This is a genomic window from Sinorhizobium chiapasense (genome assembly GCF_045277575.1).
Lineage (GTDB): Bacteria > Pseudomonadota > Alphaproteobacteria > Rhizobiales > Rhizobiaceae > Ensifer > Ensifer chiapasense_A.
The window spans coordinates 305,864-324,112 of sequence record NZ_CP144205.1; the positions used below are offsets into that span (position 1 = coordinate 305,864).

Consider the following 18,249-nt stretch of genomic DNA (forward strand, 5'->3'; position numbering starts at 1 on the left):
CCAAATCAGCCAACAAGGGGCACTCAGCCAATGACCAGCATCATGACGAACACCGCCGCAATGGGCGCGCTTCAGACTCTGCGTTCGATCAACTCGCAGATGGAAACCACCCAGGACCGCATTTCGTCGGGCCTGCGCGTCGGTACCGCTGCTGACAACGCCGCTTACTGGTCGATCGCAACCACCATGCGTTCGGACAACAAGGCTCTCTCGACCGTTGAAGACGCTCTCGGCCTCGGCGCTGCCAAGACCGACGTTGCCTACACGGCCATGGAAAACTCCAAGGACGTCGTCGACGAGATCAAGAAGAAGCTGGTTGCCGCCAGCGAGCCGGGCGTCGACAAGAGCAAGATCCAGAAGGAAATCAAGGAGTTGCAGAACCAGCTCGTGAGCGTTGCCAAGTCGGCTTCGTTCTCCGGCGAAAACTGGGTCTACAACGACGCCAACAACACCGCTGCCACCAAGTCGATCGTCGGTTCGTTCAATCGCGACGCCCAGGGTAACGTCAGCCTGACGACGCTCCAGTTCGACACGAACAAGAGCTCGCTGATCGAAGTCAATGCTTCCGGCTCCTACGTCACGAACGGCACGGGTCTGCTGTCCAGCAACATGGAGTACAAGGACGCAACCGGCTCGACGGTGACGGCTGCCTACAGCGTCCTGACCATGGACATCACCAACATGACCATGGGCGCTCTCGCCGAAGCCATCTCCGGCGTTGACGCAACGCTCTTGCAGATGACCGACGCTGCCGCCGACCTCGGTGCGCTCAACAGCCGCGTCGAACTGCAGCAGAACTTCGTTCAGGACCTCTCGGACTCGATCGAGAAGGGCGTTGGCCGCCTCGTCGACGCCGATATGAACGAAGAGTCGACCCGGCTGAAGGCGCTGCAGACGCAGCAGCAGCTCGGCATCCAGGCGCTCACGATCGCCAACACCAACTCGCAGAACATCCTGTCGCTGTTCCGCTAAGCGAACACCAGGGAAAGTCGGGCGACTTTCGCCCGTCTCCTCGCACACAGCGCAAAAGGCCGCACACCCATCGGGGCTGTGCGGCTTTTTCGTTTCGCGTTCCCGCCTTCCAGGCGCGTTTGCGGATGGTGCGATCCGCTTTAACTTTTCATCCATATTTCCTTATTTTCGTTCACCTTCGTTACTAAGTCACTAACGGCGTTAACCATTTGTTAACCATGCAATCGTTACATATCGGTTAAGAGCGAAGGGTCGCCTCCAGGGCAAAACAGGGGCGAATCGCATGATGCCAGTCCCATCGCTGCCGGTTCTGCACTCCGGAATGTCTTCAGAAATTCATTCCGGGCAGGTGACCAATGACCAGCATCATGACCAATACCGCCGCCATGGCGGCGCTTCAGACCTTGCGTTCCATCAATACCGACATGGCCGAGGTCCAGGACCGGATTTCCTCCGGCTACCGCGTGCAGACCGCCGCGGACAATGCCGCCTACTGGTCGATCGCCACCACCATGCGGTCCGACAACGCGGCACTGTCGACCGTCGAAGACGCACTCGGCCTCGGTGCAGCCAAGATCGATACGGCCTACGCGGCGATGAATTCGTCGATCGACGTCGTCAGCGAGATCAAACGCAAGCTGGTTGCCGCGCGTGAGCCGGGCGTTGACAAGCTGAAGATCGACAAGGAAATCACTGAGCTCAAGAACCAACTCCTGGCTGCCGCTCAGTCCGCATCCTTCTCGAGCGAAAACTGGCTCTACAACGCCAATGCCGCCTCCGTCGGTACCAAGTCGATCGTTGCGTCGTTCAACCGCGATGCGAACGGCAACGTGTCCGTCACGACCCTCGACTTCGACACCGCACAATCCATGCTGATCGACACGGCCAATGCCAGCCGTGGCCTCCTGACCAGAAGCTATGATGCTGCCCTGCTGACCTCGCCGACCGGAACAACGGGCGTCAGAATCTTCCACCTGATTGGTTCGACCACGGCAACGTCGGATGAAATCAAGCTGACGTCGTCGACCACCGATGCCGAGATGGACGACATGATCCGCGTCGTCGACCACATCCTCGGCCAGTTGACGGATGCCGGCTCCACGCTCGGCGCCATCACCAAGCGCATCGACATGCAGGAAAGCTTCATCGCCAACCTCATGGATACGATCGACAAGGGTGTCGGCCGTCTGGTCGACGCGGACATGAACGAGGAATCGACGCGGTTGAAGGCCCTGCAGACGCAGCAGCAGCTCGGCATCCAGGCGCTGTCGATCGCCAACACGAACTCCGAAAACATCCTGCGCCTGTTCCAGCAGTAAGGCGCATCGGCGGAAAGTGGCCGGCTGCGTCCACGGGATCCGCCAAGACGCTTCCGCTTTCCAAGACGGGAGGCGGCATAAGTTGAGTTCTGCCACGTCGTCGGTCACGGCACCCGGTGGAAACGGTTGGACCGCGCTAATTGCCCTGGCGCGGTCCAACACATTCATTTTCGCACAAGTTTGACCGAATAGCCTTCTCTCGCAGTCCTGTCGGATGACTGCCGGCCAAAATGAATCTTGCGCCGCCGCCTGCATCGGATCGCTCCGGGGACCACCTGTCCGGAACGCGCCGATGTACGTCAAGAATGTTGGGTTCTCCGTATCCGTGGCCGGACCCGAGGGAGACATGTCAGCAGTGCCAGCAGCAATGGAAGTCCGCGCCAGTAGGTGCCGCCTCGCGATCAGACGGGTATTGTCGCATCGCTGTGCTGCCGCGAGTGATCGGTCATGAGTGCGATGCTCTCCCGCTACCTCAAGGATTTCAGCGCGCCGAAGGTCGAGCTGTCGCTGATGCCTCAAAAGTATTTCCCCGACCTGGATAGCGACTATGCCGATGGCGATCGCCCCGGCGCGAGGCCAGCCATGCCAGAGATCGACATTGACGCGGAGCGCCGACGGGCCTTCGCAGAAGGCCGCGCCGAGGCGACGGCCGAACTTGTCTTCGAACACGAGCGCCAGATTGCCGACCTGCAGGCGGCCCATGCGGCGGAACTCGCGGCGTTGACCCAGCGCCTCGAAGCGGAAACGGCCAGTCGCCTCGCCGAGCGTTTTGCCGACATGGCCGACAGTCTGGTCATGGCGCTCGGAGATCAGACCGCCCGGGTCCTGGCGCCGGTCATGGAGGATGCCCTCCTGCAGCGCGCCGTCGCCGACATGGCGCAGATGATGAAGCAAGGCCTGGTGGCCGGCGAAGGTTGCTCCCTCGTCGTCAAGGGCCCGACCCCACTCTTCGAGGCGCTGAAGCGCCAGCTCGGGGAGGATATGCCGTTGTTCCGCCACGTCGAAACCGATGACATCGATCTCGCTGTCGAAATGGACGGTACGATCCTGGTGACGCGCATGGCCGCCTGGGCCGATACTGTCCGGAAAGTTCTCGCATGAGCGACGAAAACCATCACAACGGCAAGCATGAGATCATCATCGTCAAGCGCCACAACGGCGGCCATGACGGGCATCACGGCGGCTCGTGGAAGATTGCCTATGCAGACTTCATGACGGCAATGATGGCCTTTTTCCTCGTCATGTGGCTGATCAATGCGGCCAATGAGGAAACGAAGGCGGCGATCGCCTCCTATTTCAATCCGGTGCAGTTGACCGACCAGAAGCCCGCCGAGCGCGGCTTGAAGGACCCGGCGAAGGACGCGCAGGGCGAGGAGACGCAGCAGCGCTCCAAGGTCGATGGCGAGCAGGAAAAGTCCGGCGGATCGGCCAAGACCGGCGACCAGTTGACGGCGACCTCGGGCGAAGAGACCAAGTATTCCGACGCCGACTTCTTCGAGAACCCCTATTCGGTGCTCTCTGAAATCGCCCGCGAAGTCGGCCAGCAGGCCAATATCAGCGTCAAGGGCGAGGGCGGCGCGGCGCAATCCGGGCCGGCAACCGGGGCCGACGGCGGCGAAGCCTATCGCGATCCGTTCGATCCGGACTTCTGGACCAAGCAGGTCGAGCTGTCGGACGCGGGCAATACGACCAAGAGCGACGTCGAACTCGCCGCGGCGTCGGCGATGCAGGCGGGTGGCGCGCCGGCGGTCGACAAGACCGAGGATGAAAAGCAGGCTGAGCAGGCGGGGGCCGACGGCACCGGCAAAACGGCCGAGAGCGATGCCGGCGACAAGCCGAAGACCGAGACGGCCGAGGCGAACGCTGAGAAGCAGGCCGAAGAACTCCAGGCAGAGCTCAAGAAAGAGCTTGCCGGCGGGGCCGGGCAACTGGCGGAAGGCCTGGTCGTAACCCCGGCCGAGGGCGGCCTCATGGTTACGATCAGCGAGCGCACGGATGCGCAGATGTTCGCCATCGGTTCGGCCGTGCCGCAGAAGGAACTGGTGCTGGCGATGGAAAAGATCGGCCGTCTGCTCGCCGCGCGTCCGGGTGCCGTCGCGATCCGCGGCCACACCGACGGGCGTCCGTTCAAGGACGGCACCTATGACAACTGGCGGCTCTCCGCCGCGCGCGCCCAAAGTGCCTATTACATGCTCGTTCGCGGCGGCCTGAAGGAAGATCGCGTCAGCCAGATCAGCGGCTTTGCCGACCGGCGGCTGCAGATCCCCGGTGATCCTTATGCCCCGGGCAACCGGCGCATCGAGATCCTGCTGCAATCGGCTCCGGGTTAAACACGATGCTGAGACGCCTGCGATCGATCCTGATGACCTGCTGCGTGCTGGCGACCCCGTTTGCAACCGGGACCGCAAGCGCGGACGATATCGAGGAACTCGCGCCCTTCAAGATGATCCGGTCGCTGCAATATGTGCAGGACTCCGTGGTGCTCGGCGACCACTCCGCGATCGAGATGCAGCGTTTCATGCTCGGTGCGATCGACAAGCGGCTCCGCGCCGCCGACCCGTCGGTATTTCGTGATCCGCGCAACGTCGATGCGGCCCTCGTCTATGCGATGAGCGGCGGCAATCCCGAGACGCTGAAATACCTTTCGGATCACGACGTGGCCGGCAATTTCGATTCCCGCGTCACCGATGCACTGCGGCAATATCTGAACGGCAAAGGCGGGCTGATCGTCGAGAACCTGTCGAAGGCCGCTCCCGAATACCGAACCGCCCGCATCGGCCCGTATCTCTATCTCATTCTTGGCAATGCGACGTCGCAGCAGGATCCGATTGCGGCGATGAAATATTACGACTGGGCGCGCTTGACGGCTCCGGGCACGATCATCGAGGAGGCGGCCCTGCGCCGCTCCGTGTTCCTTGCGGTGCAGGCCAACGCGCCGGACAAGGGCTTCCACTACGCGCTGACCTATGCGCGCCGCTACCTGACGTCCCCCTATGCCAGCCAGTTCGCCGACATCTTCGTCGAGCTTGCCGTCGCCCATTTCGACGGAGAGGCGCAGGGAAGGATTTCCGAGATCCTCGACTTCATGGACGCACCGCGCCAGCGCGAGGTCTATCTGCGTGTCGCCCGTCGCGCGGCGATCGCCGGTAAGCAGGCCCTGGCGAAGCTGGCTTCCGAGCGGGCCGAAGCGCTCGGCGCGGACGGGGCAGCGCAACCGAAAGTGCTTGCCGGTTTTTATGCCGGTCTGGCGTCCGTTCCTTCGAATGATGTGTTTGCCGCAACGGCGAGCATAGCGGCAATACCGGACGCGGAGCTTTCGCCACGCGACCGCGCCCTGCGTGAGGCTGCAAAGGCGATTGCGGATGCCGTGGTCCGGCCACCGGATGCTGAAAGCCTCACGCAAGCGTTTGCATCTAAACCCGATAGACCGATCGAAGCCGATAGCTCGCAAACGGGTGAGGAGACCGGCAGCGGCCTAAGCCCCTTCGGCAATGCGCCGATCCCGGTGGCGGCAACCGAAGGCGCGGCGGAAATCGATGCCGGTGCGGCCGGCGATCCCGAACACGACGGGTTCGTGGCGAAGGGGAGGTCAAAGATCGAAGAGATCGATGCCCTTCTGAAGGGAGAAGGGAAATGAGGGCTCTGGACGATAGCCTGCGCGGTATGCCCCCGGCCCCTGCCGGCAAGGGCAATGGGCGCGCCGGCGGCAAGGAGCAGGCGGGGGGCGCCTTGGGTGGGGCCTTCGAGGATGCCGTGGCGAACGCTGGACGACAGAAGGCGAATGATCAGGCCGGGGCGGGCAACGGCTTCGGCGACACCGCTGCCGGCGATGACGCGGAGGCCGGGGGCGTGATCGACAAGGACAACATTGCCAGGACCGCCGGCGGGCACGGCGCGGCCACGCGCAGCATTGCCATTGGCCGCGACGAGCAGGCACTTGGCGAACACACGCCCCATGGTCGTTTTCCAACGGCTGAACGTGACGTCAGCGCAAGGCGCGCGGCGGGCAAGACCGATCCGGCCAAGGCGAATGCTGATCCGACTGGCATGAACAACGCGACAGTCCCGGACGAACTCACAGAGCGTATCGCGGCCCTTGCGGAGCGGCTGGCAAAGGCGCAGGCAAACGGCGAGGCGACGGCTGGGGCCGACGCGGATGCCGCCAATGGCGAGGCCGGGGAAACCCTGTCGGCATCGAAGACGGATATGGACGACCTGTTGACTCTGCTCGGCGGCGGCCAGGCAATCGGGCAGGCGCTTGGCGAAACGAGCAGGACTGGCCGTCAGCCAGTGGCTGGACAGGGCGAAGGTGCAGGCATGCATGTCGCCGGAACTGGCGAGCACGGCGCGAAGCCCGAAGCTGCGGCAGGCGAGGGCGAGCCGGATCGACTCTTCCGTTTCGCCCGGGCCGACGGCAAGGGACAGGCCGTAACCATGAGCCTTGCGAAGGATGGAGAGGCGGCGTTCGACGGCACCCGTTCGCAGGCTGCCAAGGTTGAGAACGTCACGGTGCTCGAGGCTCGGCGCTATCTGGGCATCGCGATGAATCCGAATACGAGCGCCGTCGCGGACGCGATCGCCGGCGAAGCCGGCGCCAGCCCGCTGCAGCCGAGCGCGGCACTCGGCCAGCCAGGCGCATGGACCCAGGCGGGCAAGACGCTGAACACGTTGAAGATCCAGCTCCATCCGATCGAACTTGGTCTCGTCACCGCCACGCTAAGGCTCAAGGACGACGAATTGCAGGTCGAGCTGAAGGTCGAGACCGGCGAAGCGTTCAGGCAGTTGCGTGACGACCAGAGCGAGATGGTGAAGGCCCTGCGCGCCCAGGGCTTCTCGGTCGACCAGGTCAATATCGTGTTCAATTCGGGCGGCGACACGTCCTCGGGCGGCGGCTCGCAGACCCAGGCTCAGGCCCAACCCGGGCAGCAGGGACGCGAGCGGGCGGACGGGAACGGTCAGGGGCGCCAGCAGCGACAGGAAGATGGCCAGGCTTCGATGGCGGAAAGGTGGGTTGGCAATGGCGGGACGGACGATGCGGCTGCCGGCACTGAGCGCTCTCGCACTGGTCACGTCTACATGTAGTGCCTTCGCCAACGCCGGCATCTGTGAACGCGAGATCGTCAGCGCGGCGGCGAAGTACGGCATCCCTGCCGGAATACTCTATTCCGTCGGGTTGACCGAAACCGGCCGCAAGGGCTCCCTGCAGCCCTATGCGATGAACATCGAAGGCAAGGCCTATTTCGGCACCAGCGAACAGGACGTTCTCACGCAGTTCGGCAATGCCCGTGCGCAGGGCGCCAAGCTCATCGATCTTGGCTGCATGCAGATCAACTACTACTTCCATGGCGAGCATTTCAGCTCGCCGCAGGAGATGCTTGACCCGCACAAGAATGTCGAATATGCCGCGCGTTTCCTGGCCAACCTGCACGCCAAGCATGAGACTTGGACCATGGCTGTCGCCCGCTATCATGCGGGTCCGAACAATGATCCGGCGCAGAAGAAATACGTCTGTCGGGTGATCGCGAATCTCGTCGCGACGGGCTACGGAAAGTGGACGCCGAACGCCACGCAGTTCTGTCAATAAGCAACCTTTAATTGTAATTTTGATGCCAGTGCCGCATTGTGGCGACAATGCGTGGACAATGTGACGGCAAGTGGATTTGTCGTGGCCCGTTAACTTTTCCACATTATTTTAGTGCCGACGTTAACGGGGTGCTACTAGATATAGATCAAATCGGCGAAACATGGTTAATCAATTATTAATTCCCCCCAGTAACTTCCTCTAGTTGTTCATGAATCCCTCGATTCGTACCTCTCGATCAGTGCGGTGCCATACTGATTCGGAGGCGGACGAATGATCGTAGTGGTTGATGAAAGAGAGCTCGTTAAGGACGGCTATACGTCGCTCTTCGGGCGTGAAGGAATTCCCTCGACGGGCTTCGACCCCCGGGAGTTTGGCGAGTGGGTAAATGCGGCGGCTGATTCGGATATCGATGCCGTCGAGGCCTTCCTGATCGGTCAGGGCGACGCCACCTTCACCTTGCCGCGCGCCATCCGCGATCGCTCCATGGCTCCGGTCATCGCCGTCAGCGACACCCCCTCTCTCGAAAACACGCTTGCGCTCTTCGATTGCGGCGTCGATGACGTCGTGCGCAAGCCGGTTCATCCCCGCGAAATTCTTGCGCGCGTCGCTGCGATCCGCCGGCGCCTGAAGGCGATCACCAACTACACCGACATCGGACCGATCCGTGTCTTTGCCGACGGCCGTGATCCGGAGATCAACGGCGAAGTCTTCGCTTTGCCCCGCCGCGAACGGCGCATCCTCGAATATTTGGTCGCAAACCGCGGCCGCCGCGTATCCAAGTCGCAGATCTTCAACGCGATCTACGGGATCTTCGACGAGGACGTGGAAGAGAACGTCGTCGAGAGCCACATCAGCAAGCTGCGCAAGAAACTGCGCAAGAAGCTCGGTTTCGACCCGATCGATTCCAAGCGTTTCCTTGGCTACTGCATCGACTGGAATTGAGCGCCGTGCCGGAGGGCGGGCGCCGAACCAAGACAGGTTCACGCAAGGCCCGCTTCCTAGTGTCGCCGCAACGAGGAAATGAGGATCCGATATGAGTCTCTATGGCAGCATGAGAACGGGCGTGTCCGGTATGAACGCCCAGTCCAACCGTCTGGGCACCGTTGCCGAAAACATCGCCAATGCGAACACGACGGGCTACAAGCGCGCCTCCACCGAGTTTTCGTCGATGATCCTGCCTTCGGGCGGCGGCAACTACAATTCCGGCGGCGTCGAGACGCAGGTACGCTACAGCATCTCGCAGCAGGGCGGCACCAGCTACACGACCTCGGCAAGTGACCTCGCCATCAATGGCGGCGGCTTCTTCATCGTCCAGGGCAATGGCGGCCAGAATTTCCTGACGCGTGCCGGCTCCTTCGTGCCGGACAAGGACGGCAACCTCGTCAACACCGCCGGCTACAAGCTGATGGGTTACGAATACAAGGCCGGCGCCGACCCGACGGTGGTCGTCAACGGCTTCGATGGCTTGACCGAAGTCAAGCTCAAGGACGAAGGCCTGGTCGCCTCCGGGTCGACCAAGGGCGCGATGGAAGCAAACCTTCCGTCGGGCGCGGCAGTCGGCGATGAATCGAAAACGTCGCTCGTCGTTTATGACAGTCAGGGCAACACCCGCATCCTCGATTTCGTCTACAAGAAGACCGGTGTGAACGCCTGGTCGCTCGAAGTCCGTGACCGCGACACCTACTCGGCAGGTCCTCCGGTGGCCGGTGTACTCGGCACGCAGACCATGACCTTCGATGCGGCCGGCAAGCGCATTTCGGCAACGCCTGCGACGCTGACGACGACGGCTATCACGGGTCTTCCTGGCACCGGCGCCGACCTGAATGCCCTGACGATCGACACGACGAAGACGACCCAGCTCGGCGGCGACTTCACCAGCAGCGGCGGCGGCATCGACGGCAGCAAGCCGAGCAAGATGTCGGGCTTCGAGATCGACAAGGACGGCATCGTCTACGTCAAGTACGGCGACGGCAACCTCATTCCGAAGTTCCGTATCGCGCTTGCGACCGTGCAGAGCCCGGACAAACTCCTGCCGGAGTCGGGCAACGTCTACTCGCAGGGCACCGATTCCGGCGTCATCGTCACCGGTTTTGCCGGCTCCGGCGCCTTCGGCAGCATCCAGTCCAAGGCGCTCGAAAACTCCAATGTCGACATCGCCAACGAACTGACCTCGATGATCGAGGCGCAGCGCAACTACACGGCAAACTCCAAGGTATTCCAGACCGCCTCGGACCTGCTTGACGTGCTGGTGAACCTGAAACGGTAATTGAAAGAGATACGGTCCGCGTCATGTCGCTGTCCTCCGCAATATCCATCGCACAGCAGGCCTTCAGCAACACGGCGCAGCAGACCGCGATCGTGTCGAAGAACATCGCGAATGCGGGCAATGCGGATTACTCGCGTCGGCTCGCGCTCTTGGGCAGCACGCCGAACGGGGCGCAGGTCGTATCCATTTACCGGGCCCAGAACGAGGCGCTGCTCAAACAGAGCATCGCCAGCATTGGCGAAGCCTCGGGCCAGGCCCGGCTTCGCGATGGCCTGGAACTGCTGAAGTCGGCGCTCGGCGGCAACGACTATGAGACGGCGCCGTCGAAGCTGCTCTCCGACTTCCGCAACAGCCTGCAGACCTTTGCCGCGACGCCGGGGAACAAGACGATCGCCGCCACGGCGGTCTCCGATGCGCAGGATCTCGCTGACTCGCTCAACAAGACCTCCACCACGGTGCAGGATCTGCGCAAGGATGCCGACAAGGAGATCGCGATCGAAGTCGACAAGCTGAACAGCTTGCTGGCGGATTTCGAGAAGGCCAACAACGCCGTCAAATCGGCGACGGCCCAAGGCGGTGACGCCAGCGACGCGCTCGATCAGCGCGACAAGATCCTGAAGCAGGTGTCTGAGATCATCGGCATCTCCACCGTCACCCGCGGCAACAACGACACGGTGATTTTTACCACCGACGGCACGGTGCTTTTCGAGAATATTCCGCGTCAGGTCACCTTTGCCCCGACCACGACCTTTGACGCGACCGTCACCGGCAACAAGATCTTTGTTGATGGCGTGCCGATTGCAGCCGGAACAGGTGCGGACACCACGGCCAAGGGCAAGCTCGCAAGTTTGGTGCAGTTGCGCGACGACATCGCGCCGAAGTTCCAGTCGCAGCTGGACGAAATCGCGCGCGGCCTGGTCGAGCTCTTCAAGGAAGGCAATCCGCCGGCAATAGCCTATCAGCCCGGCTTGTTCACCTGGGGAAGCGCCGGCATTCCGGCCGCGGGCACCGTCGTCCCCGGACTTGCATCGAAGATCACCGTCAACGCCATGGCCAAGGCGAACCCGCTGCTGCTGCGTGACGGTGGCTTCAACGGTGTGGTCTCTAACCCGGGCGGCGCCGCAAACCCGAGCCCTGGCTATACCGACCTGCTCGACGGCTTCATCAACAAGATGGGCGAGAACATGTCGTTCGACCCGTCGACGGGTCTCGACAGCAACAGCAGCCTTTTGAACTTCGCGACCGGTTCGGTCGGCTGGCTCGAGCAGACGCGCAAGACGGCCTCGACCGCGGACGACAACAAGCAGGCAATGCTGGCCCGCACCCAGGAAGCACTCAGCAAGCAGACGGGCGTGAGCATCGACGAAGAACTGTCGCTGCTGCTCGATCTCGAACAGTCATACAAAGCATCGGCCAAGCTGGTCAGCACAGTGGATGCCATGATGGCAGCCCTTATGGAAGCCGTGAGGTAATCATGAAGACGTCCTACGTTTCTAATCTGGCGATCCAGAGCGCTATGCGCCTGACGATCCAGCAGAATCAGTCGGAGCTGCTTAAACTCACCCAGGAGCAGACGACCGGACGGCATTATGACGTTGGCCTGGCGCTCGGTGCGACGGCGTCGCGTTCGCTCAACCTGCAGCGCGAACTGGACCGGCTTAACTCGATGAAGACCACGAACTCGGTGGTGACCCAGCGTCTCTCCGGTTCGCAGGGTGCACTCGATACGATGGCGAAGGCTGCGGAAAAGGTGCGCGACACGCTCGTCACCTACAAGGGCAACGATGCTGCCAGCCAGTTGAAGATCCAGAAGACCGAGATCATGGGCGCGCTTGAGACCTTCACCGCTGCCGCCAATACGTCCTTCAACGGCGAATTCCTGTTCTCGGGCATCAACACCGATGCCAAGCCGGTTGCCGACTACAGCACGACACCGCCGTCGGCCGCCAAGACGGCTTTCGACAATGCACTCTCGACCTTCATGGCCGCGCAGGTTCCGCCGCTGACCGGCATGGACCAGTTCTCCGTCACGCAGATGCAGGACTTCATCAAGAACACGGTCGAACCGATGTTTACCGGACCGGGCTGGGATGCCAATTGGTCCGACGCTTCGAACCAGAACATGACAAGCCGGATCAGCGCCAGCGAAGTCATCGAAAGCTCGACCAACGCCAATACCAGCGGCTTCCGGATGTTCGCGCTGGCAAGCGTGATCTCCGCCGAACTGATGGACCAGAACGTGACGCCCGAGGTGCGCGCGGCCATTGGCGTCGCCGCGCTCGACTATGCGGAGCAGGGCATCGCCGGCCTGAACGCCGAGCGTAGCTCGCTCGGTATCTCCGAGGCGCGCGTCAAGAAGGCGAACACCTCCATCGAAGCGCAGCTCAAACTCGTCAACACGCATGTCGCCGACATTGAGGGCGTCGATCCGATCGAGACATCGACCCGGATCAACACGCTGAAAGTGCAGTTGGAAACGTCCTATACACTAACGTCGCGACTGCAGCAGATGAGCTTGCTTAATTTCCTCTAGTATGGGGAACCGGACAAACATGAAGGATGTCTGAATGTACCAGTTTTCCTATGCCGAGATCATGGAGGACGGCGTCGCCGACTCCAAAAATCGAGAGCGGCAGGTACTCGATCGCTCGATCGCGCTCATGGAAGCAGCGAAACAGCAGAAAGGGTATTCGAGAGAGGCCATCGAGGCCATCTACTTCACCCGGCGCCTGTGGATCCGTTTCATCGAGGATCTGCGCGCTCCGGAAAACCAGCTCAACGAAGAGCTGCGCGCCAATCTGATTTCGATCGCCATCTGGATACTCAATGAGACGGAGAAGATCCGCAAACGCGAATCCTCCAACTTCCAGGGCATAATTGACATTACCACCATCATCAGGGATGGACTGAAATGAAGAGCACACTGCGTATTTCGCTGAAGTCGGGCGAACGGATCTTTGTTAACGGCGCGGTGCTTCGCGTAGATCGCAAGGTTGCGGTCGAATTCCTGAATGATGTCACCTTCCTGCTCGAAAACCACGTGCTGCAGCCGGAAGACGCAACCACGCCGCTGAAGCAGCTCTATTTCATCGCGCAGATGATCCTCATCAATCCGGAAGGTGCGGAACAGTCGACCGCCATGTTCCGCAAGTCGATCGTCATGCTGCTCAACTGCTTCAAGAACGAAGAGGTCCTGGCCGAGCTGAAGCGTGTCGACGGTCTCGTCACCAACGGCCGCGCCTTCGAGGCGCTGAAGGCGATCCGCGGCCTCTACCCGATCGAGGACCGCATCCTCAACACGCAGGAGATCACGCCGGCGACGGTCGAGCAGATTCGCAAGGAAATCGCACCATGGCGGTAAGCGGCGTCAACAACAACAGCTACACGCCGATCGTTTCCGGCCAGGATTCGGGCGGCGACGCCGCCAAGGCATCGCTCAATTACGAGAGCTTCCTGAAGCTGCTCGTCGCCCAGATGAAGAATCAGGATCCGACGCAGCCGATGGATGCGACGCAGCAGATCGCCCAGCTTGCGACCTTCTCGCAGGTTGAGCAGACGATCAAGACGAACAAGAACCTCGAAAGTCTTCTGCAGCGCACCTCGCTCAGCGAAGCGGATGCCGTCATCGGCCGTACCGTCACCAGCGAGGACGGCAAGACCACTGGCGTGGTTAAGGAAGTGAAACTATACTCCGACGGAATCATTGCGGTGCTCGATAGTGGCAAGGAGCTCATTATCGGCCCGGGCGTCAAGGTGAAGTGACACATCCATGAATGAGGCGGATGCCCTCGATATCGTACAGGCCGCGATCTGGACCGTGATCGTGGCCTCGGGCCCCGCCGTTCTCGCCGCCATGATCGTCGGCGTCGTCATCGCCTTCATTCAGGCGCTGACCCAGGTGCAGGAAATGACCCTTACCTTCGTCCCGAAGATCCTTGCGGTCATGATTACCGTTGCGGTGTCCGCGCCCTTCATCGGCGCCCAGATCTCCATCTTCACCGACATCATCTTCTCCCGCATCCAGTCCGGCTTCTGACCGCGCACAGCGCGAGGCGATCCGGACGTCTTGCCCCGTGAAACCCTCGCGCAAGCTTGGGCCGTTATCTCCGTTCCCATAGTGGGGCAGCGCGTGTGAATGCTGCCTTGTTCTCATGATGAGACGGAAGAGACATGGCACAACAAGCAGCGCTGATCATCCCGAAGGTGGCACCGAAGGGCCGGGACGTCGGCTTCGCGCTCGGGATCGTGGCGATCCTGTCTATCCTCTTCCTGCCGATCCCGACCTTCATGATCGACCTGGGCCTGGCCTTCTCGATCGCCTTTTCCGTTCTGATCCTGATGGTGGCGCTGTGGATCCAGCGCCCGCTCGAATTCTCGTCCTTCCCGACGATCCTGCTGATCTCGACCATGGTGCGTCTGGCGCTGAACATCGCCACGACCCGCGTCATCCTCTCGCATGGTCATGAAGGGCACGGCGCCGCCGGCGGCGTCATTTCCGGCTTTGCCAGCCTCGTCATGTCCGGCGATTTCGTCATCGGTCTGATTGTCTTCCTGATCCTCATCACCGTGAACTTCATCGTCATCACCAAGGGCGCGACGCGTATCGCCGAAGTCGGCGCGCGCTTCACCCTCGATGCGATCCCCGGCAAGCAGATGTCGATCGACGCCGACCTCTCGGCGGGGCTGATCGACGAGAAGGAAGCGCAGCGCCGCCGTCGCGAGCTGGAAGAGGAAAGCTCCTTCTACGGCGCGATGGACGGTGCCTCGAAATTCGTACGCGGCGACGCGATCGCCGGCCTCATCATCACCGCGATTAACATCTTCGGCGGCATCATCATCGGTTATCTGCGCCACGGCATGCCGATCGGCGAAGCGGCCGACGTCTTCGTCAAGCTGTCGGTCGGTGACGGTCTCGTCTCGCAGATCCCCGCCCTGATCGTTTCGCTCGCCGCGGGCCTGCTCGTTTCGCGCGGCGGCACGGCCGGCTCGACCGATCAGGCAGTCGTCGGCCAACTCGGCGGTTATCCGCGCGCGCTGATGGTCGCCTCCGGCCTCATCATTCTCCTGTCCGTCGTTCCCGGGCTACCGTTCCTGCCTTTCGCCGTGCTCGGCGGTGGCATGGCGTTCCTGAGCTGGCTGGTGCCGCGCCAGATCGAGGCCGCCAATGCTGCGCGCCGCGCCGAGGAAGCGGCCAAGGTCCAGCAGACCAAGGAAGGCGAGGCGGATTCCGTCAAGTCGGTGCTGAAGACTGCCGAGATCGAGCTTCTTCTTGGCAAGCAGGTTTCGACCCGCCTGCTCGGCGCCCACCAGGAGCTGGCCTTCCGCGTCGGCAAGATGCGCCGCAAGTTCGCCGGGCAATACGGCCTCGTCATTCCGGAGATCAAGGTTTCCGACGACATCGGCATTCCAGACAAGGCCTACCATATCCGCATCCATGGCACGACGATCGCGTCGAACACGGTGCGTGTCGGCGAAGTTCTGGTCGTGACCGGCGGCGGCCGCCGGCCGAGCGTGCCGGGTGACGAGATTCGCGAACCCGCCTTCGGCATGCCGGCGGTCTCGATCCTCGAAACCTTCACCGAAGACCTGAAGCGCGAGGGCTTCCACCCGATCGACAACGTCTCGGTGGTGCTGACTCACTTGAGCGAGGTCATCCGCAACAACCTGCCGCACCTGCTTTCCTACAAGGACGTGAAGGTGCTGATCGAGCGTCTCGATCCGGAATACCGCAAGCTCGCCGACGAGATCTGCACCTCGCATATGTCCTATTCCGGTCTTCAGGCCGTATTGAAGCTGCTGCTTGCCGAGCGCGTCTCGATCCGCAACCTGCATCTGATCCTCGAAGCGGTCGCCGAGCTTGCGCCGCATGTGCGCAAGACCGAGCAGATCGTCGAGCATGTGCGCGTGCGCATGTCGCAGCAGCTCTGCGGCGACCTTGCCGACAACGGCGTTCTGCGCGTGCTCAGGCTCGGCAACAAGTGGGACATGGTCTTCCACCAGGCACTGAAGCGCGACGCCAAGGGCGAAGTCGTCGAGTTCGACATCGACCCGCGCCATCTGGAAGAGTTCAGCGAACAGGCGACCAAAGTTATCCGTGAACATCTTGATCGCGGCATGCCCTTCGTACTGGTAAGTTCGCCCGAATCCCGCTCTTATGTTCGCATGATCATCGAGCGTCTCTTTGCCACTTTGCCCGTGCTCTCGCATGTCGAGCTTGCCAAGGGCCTCGAGATCAAGATCATCGGCTCGATTTCATGATCACCGACCCGGAGGGCACGGTGCTGGCGCTGTTCGCGGCCTTCTGCCGGATCGGCGGCTGCATCATGATCATGCCCGGGTTTTCTTCTGCCCGCGTACCGATGCAGGTCCGGCTGTTCATCGCGGTTGCGGTGTCCATGGCGATCCTGCCGGTCATGTGGACGGACATCTATCCGCAGGTGACCGGCAAGGGACATACCTATATCTACCTGATCGCCGCCGAGACGGCCGTCGGCGTCGTCATGGGTCTCGTCGCGCGCTACTATGTGCTCGGGCTGCAGTTCGCCGGCACGGCGATCACCATGTTGATGGGGTTCAGTTCGCCGCCCTCGTCGGACGTGATCGAAGACACGCCCGAGAACCAGTTGACCAGCCTCATCAGTTTCGCCGGCTTGATGGTGCTCTTCATGCTCGATTTCCATCACGTGATGATCGAGGCGATCGTGCAATCCTATCGCGCCATGCCGATCGGTACTGCCTTCGATCCGCAGGGCGTGCTGATCACGCTCACGGATTCGCTGGCGCAAACCTTCATGATCATGCTGAGGCTCGCGAGCCCCTTCGTCATCTACGGCCTGCTCTTCAACGTGGCGATCGGCATGGTCAACAAGCTCGCACCGCAGATCCCGATCTATTTCATCTCGCAGCCCTATCTGATCATGGGCGGCCTGTTCCTGCTCTATCTCGGCATCGCCGCGATGCTGCGCCTGTTCGGCGACGGTTTCGCGCCGGTCATGCAGGGAGGATAGCCAGATGAAGACACGCTCGCAGAAGCTCAAGCGCCTAGTCGCCGTGCAGCGCCATCTCGAACAGATGGCCGAGGCCGATTATGTCGAGATGGTGCGGCAGCGCGAAGTGCTGGCCGAGACGACCGACGTGGTCGTCGACGCCATGGGCTCGGCCCACCCGATGCACAGAATGTTTTCCGGGCACTATTCCTCGCAGCTCGGGCGCCTCGTGCAAAAGGACCAGATGCTGCTCGGCATCCAGCAGACGCACGAAGCGCGGATGCTGAGGGAGCGCGCAAAGGCCGACCGACTTGAGGAAAACATGAAGGATGCGCGGCAGGCCGAAGAGCGCGAAGAGGCCGACAACTCCATCTATGACCTGATCGATCAACACGTTACCGGACAGGCGCCAGCTTCCGGTAAGGTTGACGGGCGATAGTACGCCATCCGGGGATGCTCCGACGCTGGAGCAATGCCGGTCCGACTATTGCCTTTGTGCATCGCCCTCGGTCGATGCCGGCTCGATTTTGAGAGGATTCGTCATGGCCATCTCTCCGCCCAGCGACCTGGTGATGGATGTCGTGCGCGCCGCCGACCCGACCGAAGTGCAGGAAGCGCAGGCGCGGCTGAAGGCCAATCGCGCCGCGTTCAAGGCGACGAGCCTTGCGGAGAATGGCAACGGATTCGCCGCCGCCGTCAATATCCTCAATTCTTCCGAAGGATCGACCGGGCTCGGTGACATCAACAATCGCGTCGAGCAGAAGAAGATCCCCGAAACCTATCGCAAGTTCGAGGCCATGGTGCTGCAGAACTTCGTGAAATCGATGTTGCCGGCGGACAGCGAAAACGTCTTCGGCAAGGGGACGGCCGGCGACATCTGGAAAAGCATGATGGCCGAACAGATCGGCGACGTGCTGTCGAAGAGCGGCGGGATCGGCATCGCCGATCAACTGGCGAGCGGCAGCGCGACAGACCGGGTCCAAGCCTCGCTCGACGGCAACAGCCGGAACCTCGCCGCAAGCCTCGTGCAGGAATACGAGCGCAAGACGCTGACCGGCTTTACGACCGACGACAAGAACAAGCAGGCCTAGAGCGGAATGAGGAAAAGTGTATGCGGTTTTC

General features: G+C 61.8%; 19 protein-coding genes. All 19 read left to right on the top strand.

Annotated elements, in window-relative coordinates:
• The first annotated feature begins 30 nt into the window (after window positions 1-30).
• On the top strand, window positions 31-972 hold the full coding sequence (locus QM996_RS01440; protein WP_500268980.1) for a flagellin family protein: 942 nt from the start codon (window positions 31-33) through the stop codon (window positions 970-972).
• Window positions 973-1,328: 356 nt separating this feature from the next.
• On the top strand, window positions 1,329-2,291 hold the full coding sequence (locus tag QM996_RS01445; protein WP_500268981.1) for a flagellin family protein: 963 nt from the start codon (window positions 1,329-1,331) through the stop codon (window positions 2,289-2,291).
• Window positions 2,292-2,738: 447 nt separating this feature from the next.
• On the top strand, window positions 2,739-3,392 hold the full coding sequence (locus QM996_RS01450; protein ID WP_500268982.1) for a hypothetical protein: 654 nt from the start codon (window positions 2,739-2,741) through the stop codon (window positions 3,390-3,392).
• Window positions 3,389-4,621, top strand: a complete 1,233-nt coding sequence (locus tag QM996_RS01455; RefSeq protein ID WP_500268983.1) for a flagellar motor protein MotB — start codon at window positions 3,389-3,391, stop codon at window positions 4,619-4,621. Before QM996_RS01450 ends, QM996_RS01455 begins: the two co-directional genes overlap by 4 nt.
• Before the next feature lie 5 nt (window positions 4,622-4,626).
• Window positions 4,627-5,928, top strand: a complete 1,302-nt coding sequence (gene motC / locus QM996_RS01460; RefSeq protein WP_500268984.1) for a chemotaxis protein — start codon at window positions 4,627-4,629, stop codon at window positions 5,926-5,928.
• Window positions 5,925-7,373, top strand: a complete 1,449-nt coding sequence (fliK, locus tag QM996_RS01465) for a flagellar hook-length control protein FliK (RefSeq protein ID WP_500268985.1) — start codon at window positions 5,925-5,927, stop codon at window positions 7,371-7,373. Before motC ends, fliK begins: the two co-directional genes overlap by 4 nt.
• A complete protein-coding gene (locus QM996_RS01470; protein ID WP_173518078.1) occupies window positions 7,324-7,875 on the top strand; it encodes a transglycosylase SLT domain-containing protein in 552 nt (183 codons plus the stop codon). Before fliK ends, QM996_RS01470 begins: the two co-directional genes overlap by 50 nt.
• A 270-nt stretch (window positions 7,876-8,145) precedes the next feature.
• Window positions 8,146-8,817, top strand: coding sequence for a transcriptional activator Rem (gene rem / locus QM996_RS01475; RefSeq protein ID WP_173515614.1), 672 nt, complete (start codon window positions 8,146-8,148; stop codon window positions 8,815-8,817).
• Window positions 8,818-8,908: 91 nt separating this feature from the next.
• Entirely contained in the window at window positions 8,909-10,141 is a 1,233-nt protein-coding gene (locus QM996_RS01480; protein ID WP_500268986.1) for a flagellar hook protein FlgE, read from the top strand.
• Between the two features lie 23 nt (window positions 10,142-10,164).
• Window positions 10,165-11,613, top strand: a complete 1,449-nt coding sequence (gene flgK, locus QM996_RS01485) for a flagellar hook-associated protein FlgK (protein WP_500268987.1) — start codon at window positions 10,165-10,167, stop codon at window positions 11,611-11,613.
• A gap of 2 nt (window positions 11,614-11,615) precedes the next feature.
• Complete coding sequence (locus QM996_RS01490) at window positions 11,616-12,674, top strand: flagellar hook-associated family protein (protein WP_500268988.1); 1,059 nt, start codon at window positions 11,616-11,618, stop codon at window positions 12,672-12,674.
• A 34-nt stretch (window positions 12,675-12,708) separates the two neighbouring features.
• Window positions 12,709-13,056 carry a flagellar biosynthesis regulator FlaF gene (gene flaF, locus QM996_RS01495; protein ID WP_034800744.1) on the top strand — a complete coding sequence of 116 codons (348 nt, stop codon included), beginning with the start codon at window positions 12,709-12,711 and terminating at the stop codon, window positions 13,054-13,056.
• Window positions 13,053-13,502 (top strand): flagellar biosynthesis repressor FlbT, encoded by a 450-nt coding sequence (gene flbT / locus QM996_RS01500; RefSeq protein WP_173515618.1) that lies wholly within the window; start codon window positions 13,053-13,055, stop codon window positions 13,500-13,502. Before flaF ends, flbT begins: the two co-directional genes overlap by 4 nt.
• Window positions 13,493-13,903: a flagellar hook assembly protein FlgD gene (gene flgD, locus QM996_RS01505; RefSeq protein ID WP_173515619.1), complete on the top strand. Its 411-nt coding sequence runs from the start codon at window positions 13,493-13,495 to the stop codon at window positions 13,901-13,903. The genes flbT and flgD overlap by 10 nt, the downstream gene beginning before the upstream one ends.
• 7 nt (window positions 13,904-13,910) lie before the next feature.
• The gene (gene fliQ, locus QM996_RS01510) at window positions 13,911-14,177 is read left to right on the top strand and encodes a flagellar biosynthesis protein FliQ (protein WP_043624946.1); all 267 of its coding nucleotides are present in this window, start codon (window positions 13,911-13,913) and stop codon (window positions 14,175-14,177) included.
• Window positions 14,178-14,311: 134 nt separating this feature from the next.
• A complete protein-coding gene (flhA, locus tag QM996_RS01515; RefSeq protein WP_500268989.1) occupies window positions 14,312-16,399 on the top strand; it encodes an EscV/YscV/HrcV family type III secretion system export apparatus protein in 2,088 nt (695 codons plus the stop codon).
• The gene (fliR, locus tag QM996_RS01520) at window positions 16,396-17,148 is read left to right on the top strand and encodes a flagellar biosynthetic protein FliR (protein ID WP_500268990.1); all 753 of its coding nucleotides are present in this window, start codon (window positions 16,396-16,398) and stop codon (window positions 17,146-17,148) included. Before flhA ends, fliR begins: the two co-directional genes overlap by 4 nt.
• A gap of 4 nt (window positions 17,149-17,152) precedes the next feature.
• On the top strand, window positions 17,153-17,566 hold the full coding sequence (locus tag QM996_RS01525) for a hypothetical protein (protein ID WP_500268991.1): 414 nt from the start codon (window positions 17,153-17,155) through the stop codon (window positions 17,564-17,566).
• A 103-nt stretch (window positions 17,567-17,669) separates the two neighbouring features.
• Entirely contained in the window at window positions 17,670-18,218 is a 549-nt protein-coding gene (locus tag QM996_RS01530) for a rod-binding protein (RefSeq protein WP_500268992.1), read from the top strand.
• Window positions 18,219-18,249 lie beyond the last annotated feature (31 nt).

Excerpts from the sequence above, each read along its gene's own strand:
- QM996_RS01440 (WP_500268980.1), top strand. The coding sequence starts at position 31 with ATGACCAGCATCATGACGAACACCGCCGCAATGGGCGCGCTTCAGACT.
- QM996_RS01445 (WP_500268981.1), top strand. The coding sequence starts at position 1,329 with ATGACCAGCATCATGACCAATACCGCCGCCATGGCGGCGCTTCAGACC.
- QM996_RS01450 (WP_500268982.1), top strand. The coding sequence starts at position 2,739 with ATGAGTGCGATGCTCTCCCGCTACCTCAAGGATTTCAGCGCGCCGAAG.
- QM996_RS01455 (WP_500268983.1), top strand. The coding sequence starts at position 3,389 with ATGAGCGACGAAAACCATCACAACGGCAAGCATGAGATCATCATCGTC.
- motC (WP_500268984.1), top strand. The coding sequence starts at position 4,627 with ATGCTGAGACGCCTGCGATCGATCCTGATGACCTGCTGCGTGCTGGCG.
- fliK (WP_500268985.1), top strand. The coding sequence starts at position 5,925 with ATGAGGGCTCTGGACGATAGCCTGCGCGGTATGCCCCCGGCCCCTGCC.
- QM996_RS01470 (WP_173518078.1), top strand. The coding sequence starts at position 7,324 with ATGCGGCTGCCGGCACTGAGCGCTCTCGCACTGGTCACGTCTACATGT.
- rem (WP_173515614.1), top strand. The coding sequence starts at position 8,146 with ATGATCGTAGTGGTTGATGAAAGAGAGCTCGTTAAGGACGGCTATACG.
- QM996_RS01480 (WP_500268986.1), top strand. The coding sequence starts at position 8,909 with ATGAGTCTCTATGGCAGCATGAGAACGGGCGTGTCCGGTATGAACGCC.
- flgK (WP_500268987.1), top strand. The coding sequence starts at position 10,165 with ATGTCGCTGTCCTCCGCAATATCCATCGCACAGCAGGCCTTCAGCAAC.
- QM996_RS01490 (WP_500268988.1), top strand. The coding sequence starts at position 11,616 with ATGAAGACGTCCTACGTTTCTAATCTGGCGATCCAGAGCGCTATGCGC.
- flaF (WP_034800744.1), top strand. The coding sequence starts at position 12,709 with ATGTACCAGTTTTCCTATGCCGAGATCATGGAGGACGGCGTCGCCGAC.
- flbT (WP_173515618.1), top strand. The coding sequence starts at position 13,053 with ATGAAGAGCACACTGCGTATTTCGCTGAAGTCGGGCGAACGGATCTTT.
- flgD (WP_173515619.1), top strand. The coding sequence starts at position 13,493 with ATGGCGGTAAGCGGCGTCAACAACAACAGCTACACGCCGATCGTTTCC.
- fliQ (WP_043624946.1), top strand. The coding sequence starts at position 13,911 with ATGAATGAGGCGGATGCCCTCGATATCGTACAGGCCGCGATCTGGACC.
- flhA (WP_500268989.1), top strand. The coding sequence starts at position 14,312 with ATGGCACAACAAGCAGCGCTGATCATCCCGAAGGTGGCACCGAAGGGC.
- fliR (WP_500268990.1), top strand. The coding sequence starts at position 16,396 with ATGATCACCGACCCGGAGGGCACGGTGCTGGCGCTGTTCGCGGCCTTC.
- QM996_RS01525 (WP_500268991.1), top strand. The coding sequence starts at position 17,153 with ATGAAGACACGCTCGCAGAAGCTCAAGCGCCTAGTCGCCGTGCAGCGC.
- QM996_RS01530 (WP_500268992.1), top strand. The coding sequence starts at position 17,670 with ATGGCCATCTCTCCGCCCAGCGACCTGGTGATGGATGTCGTGCGCGCC.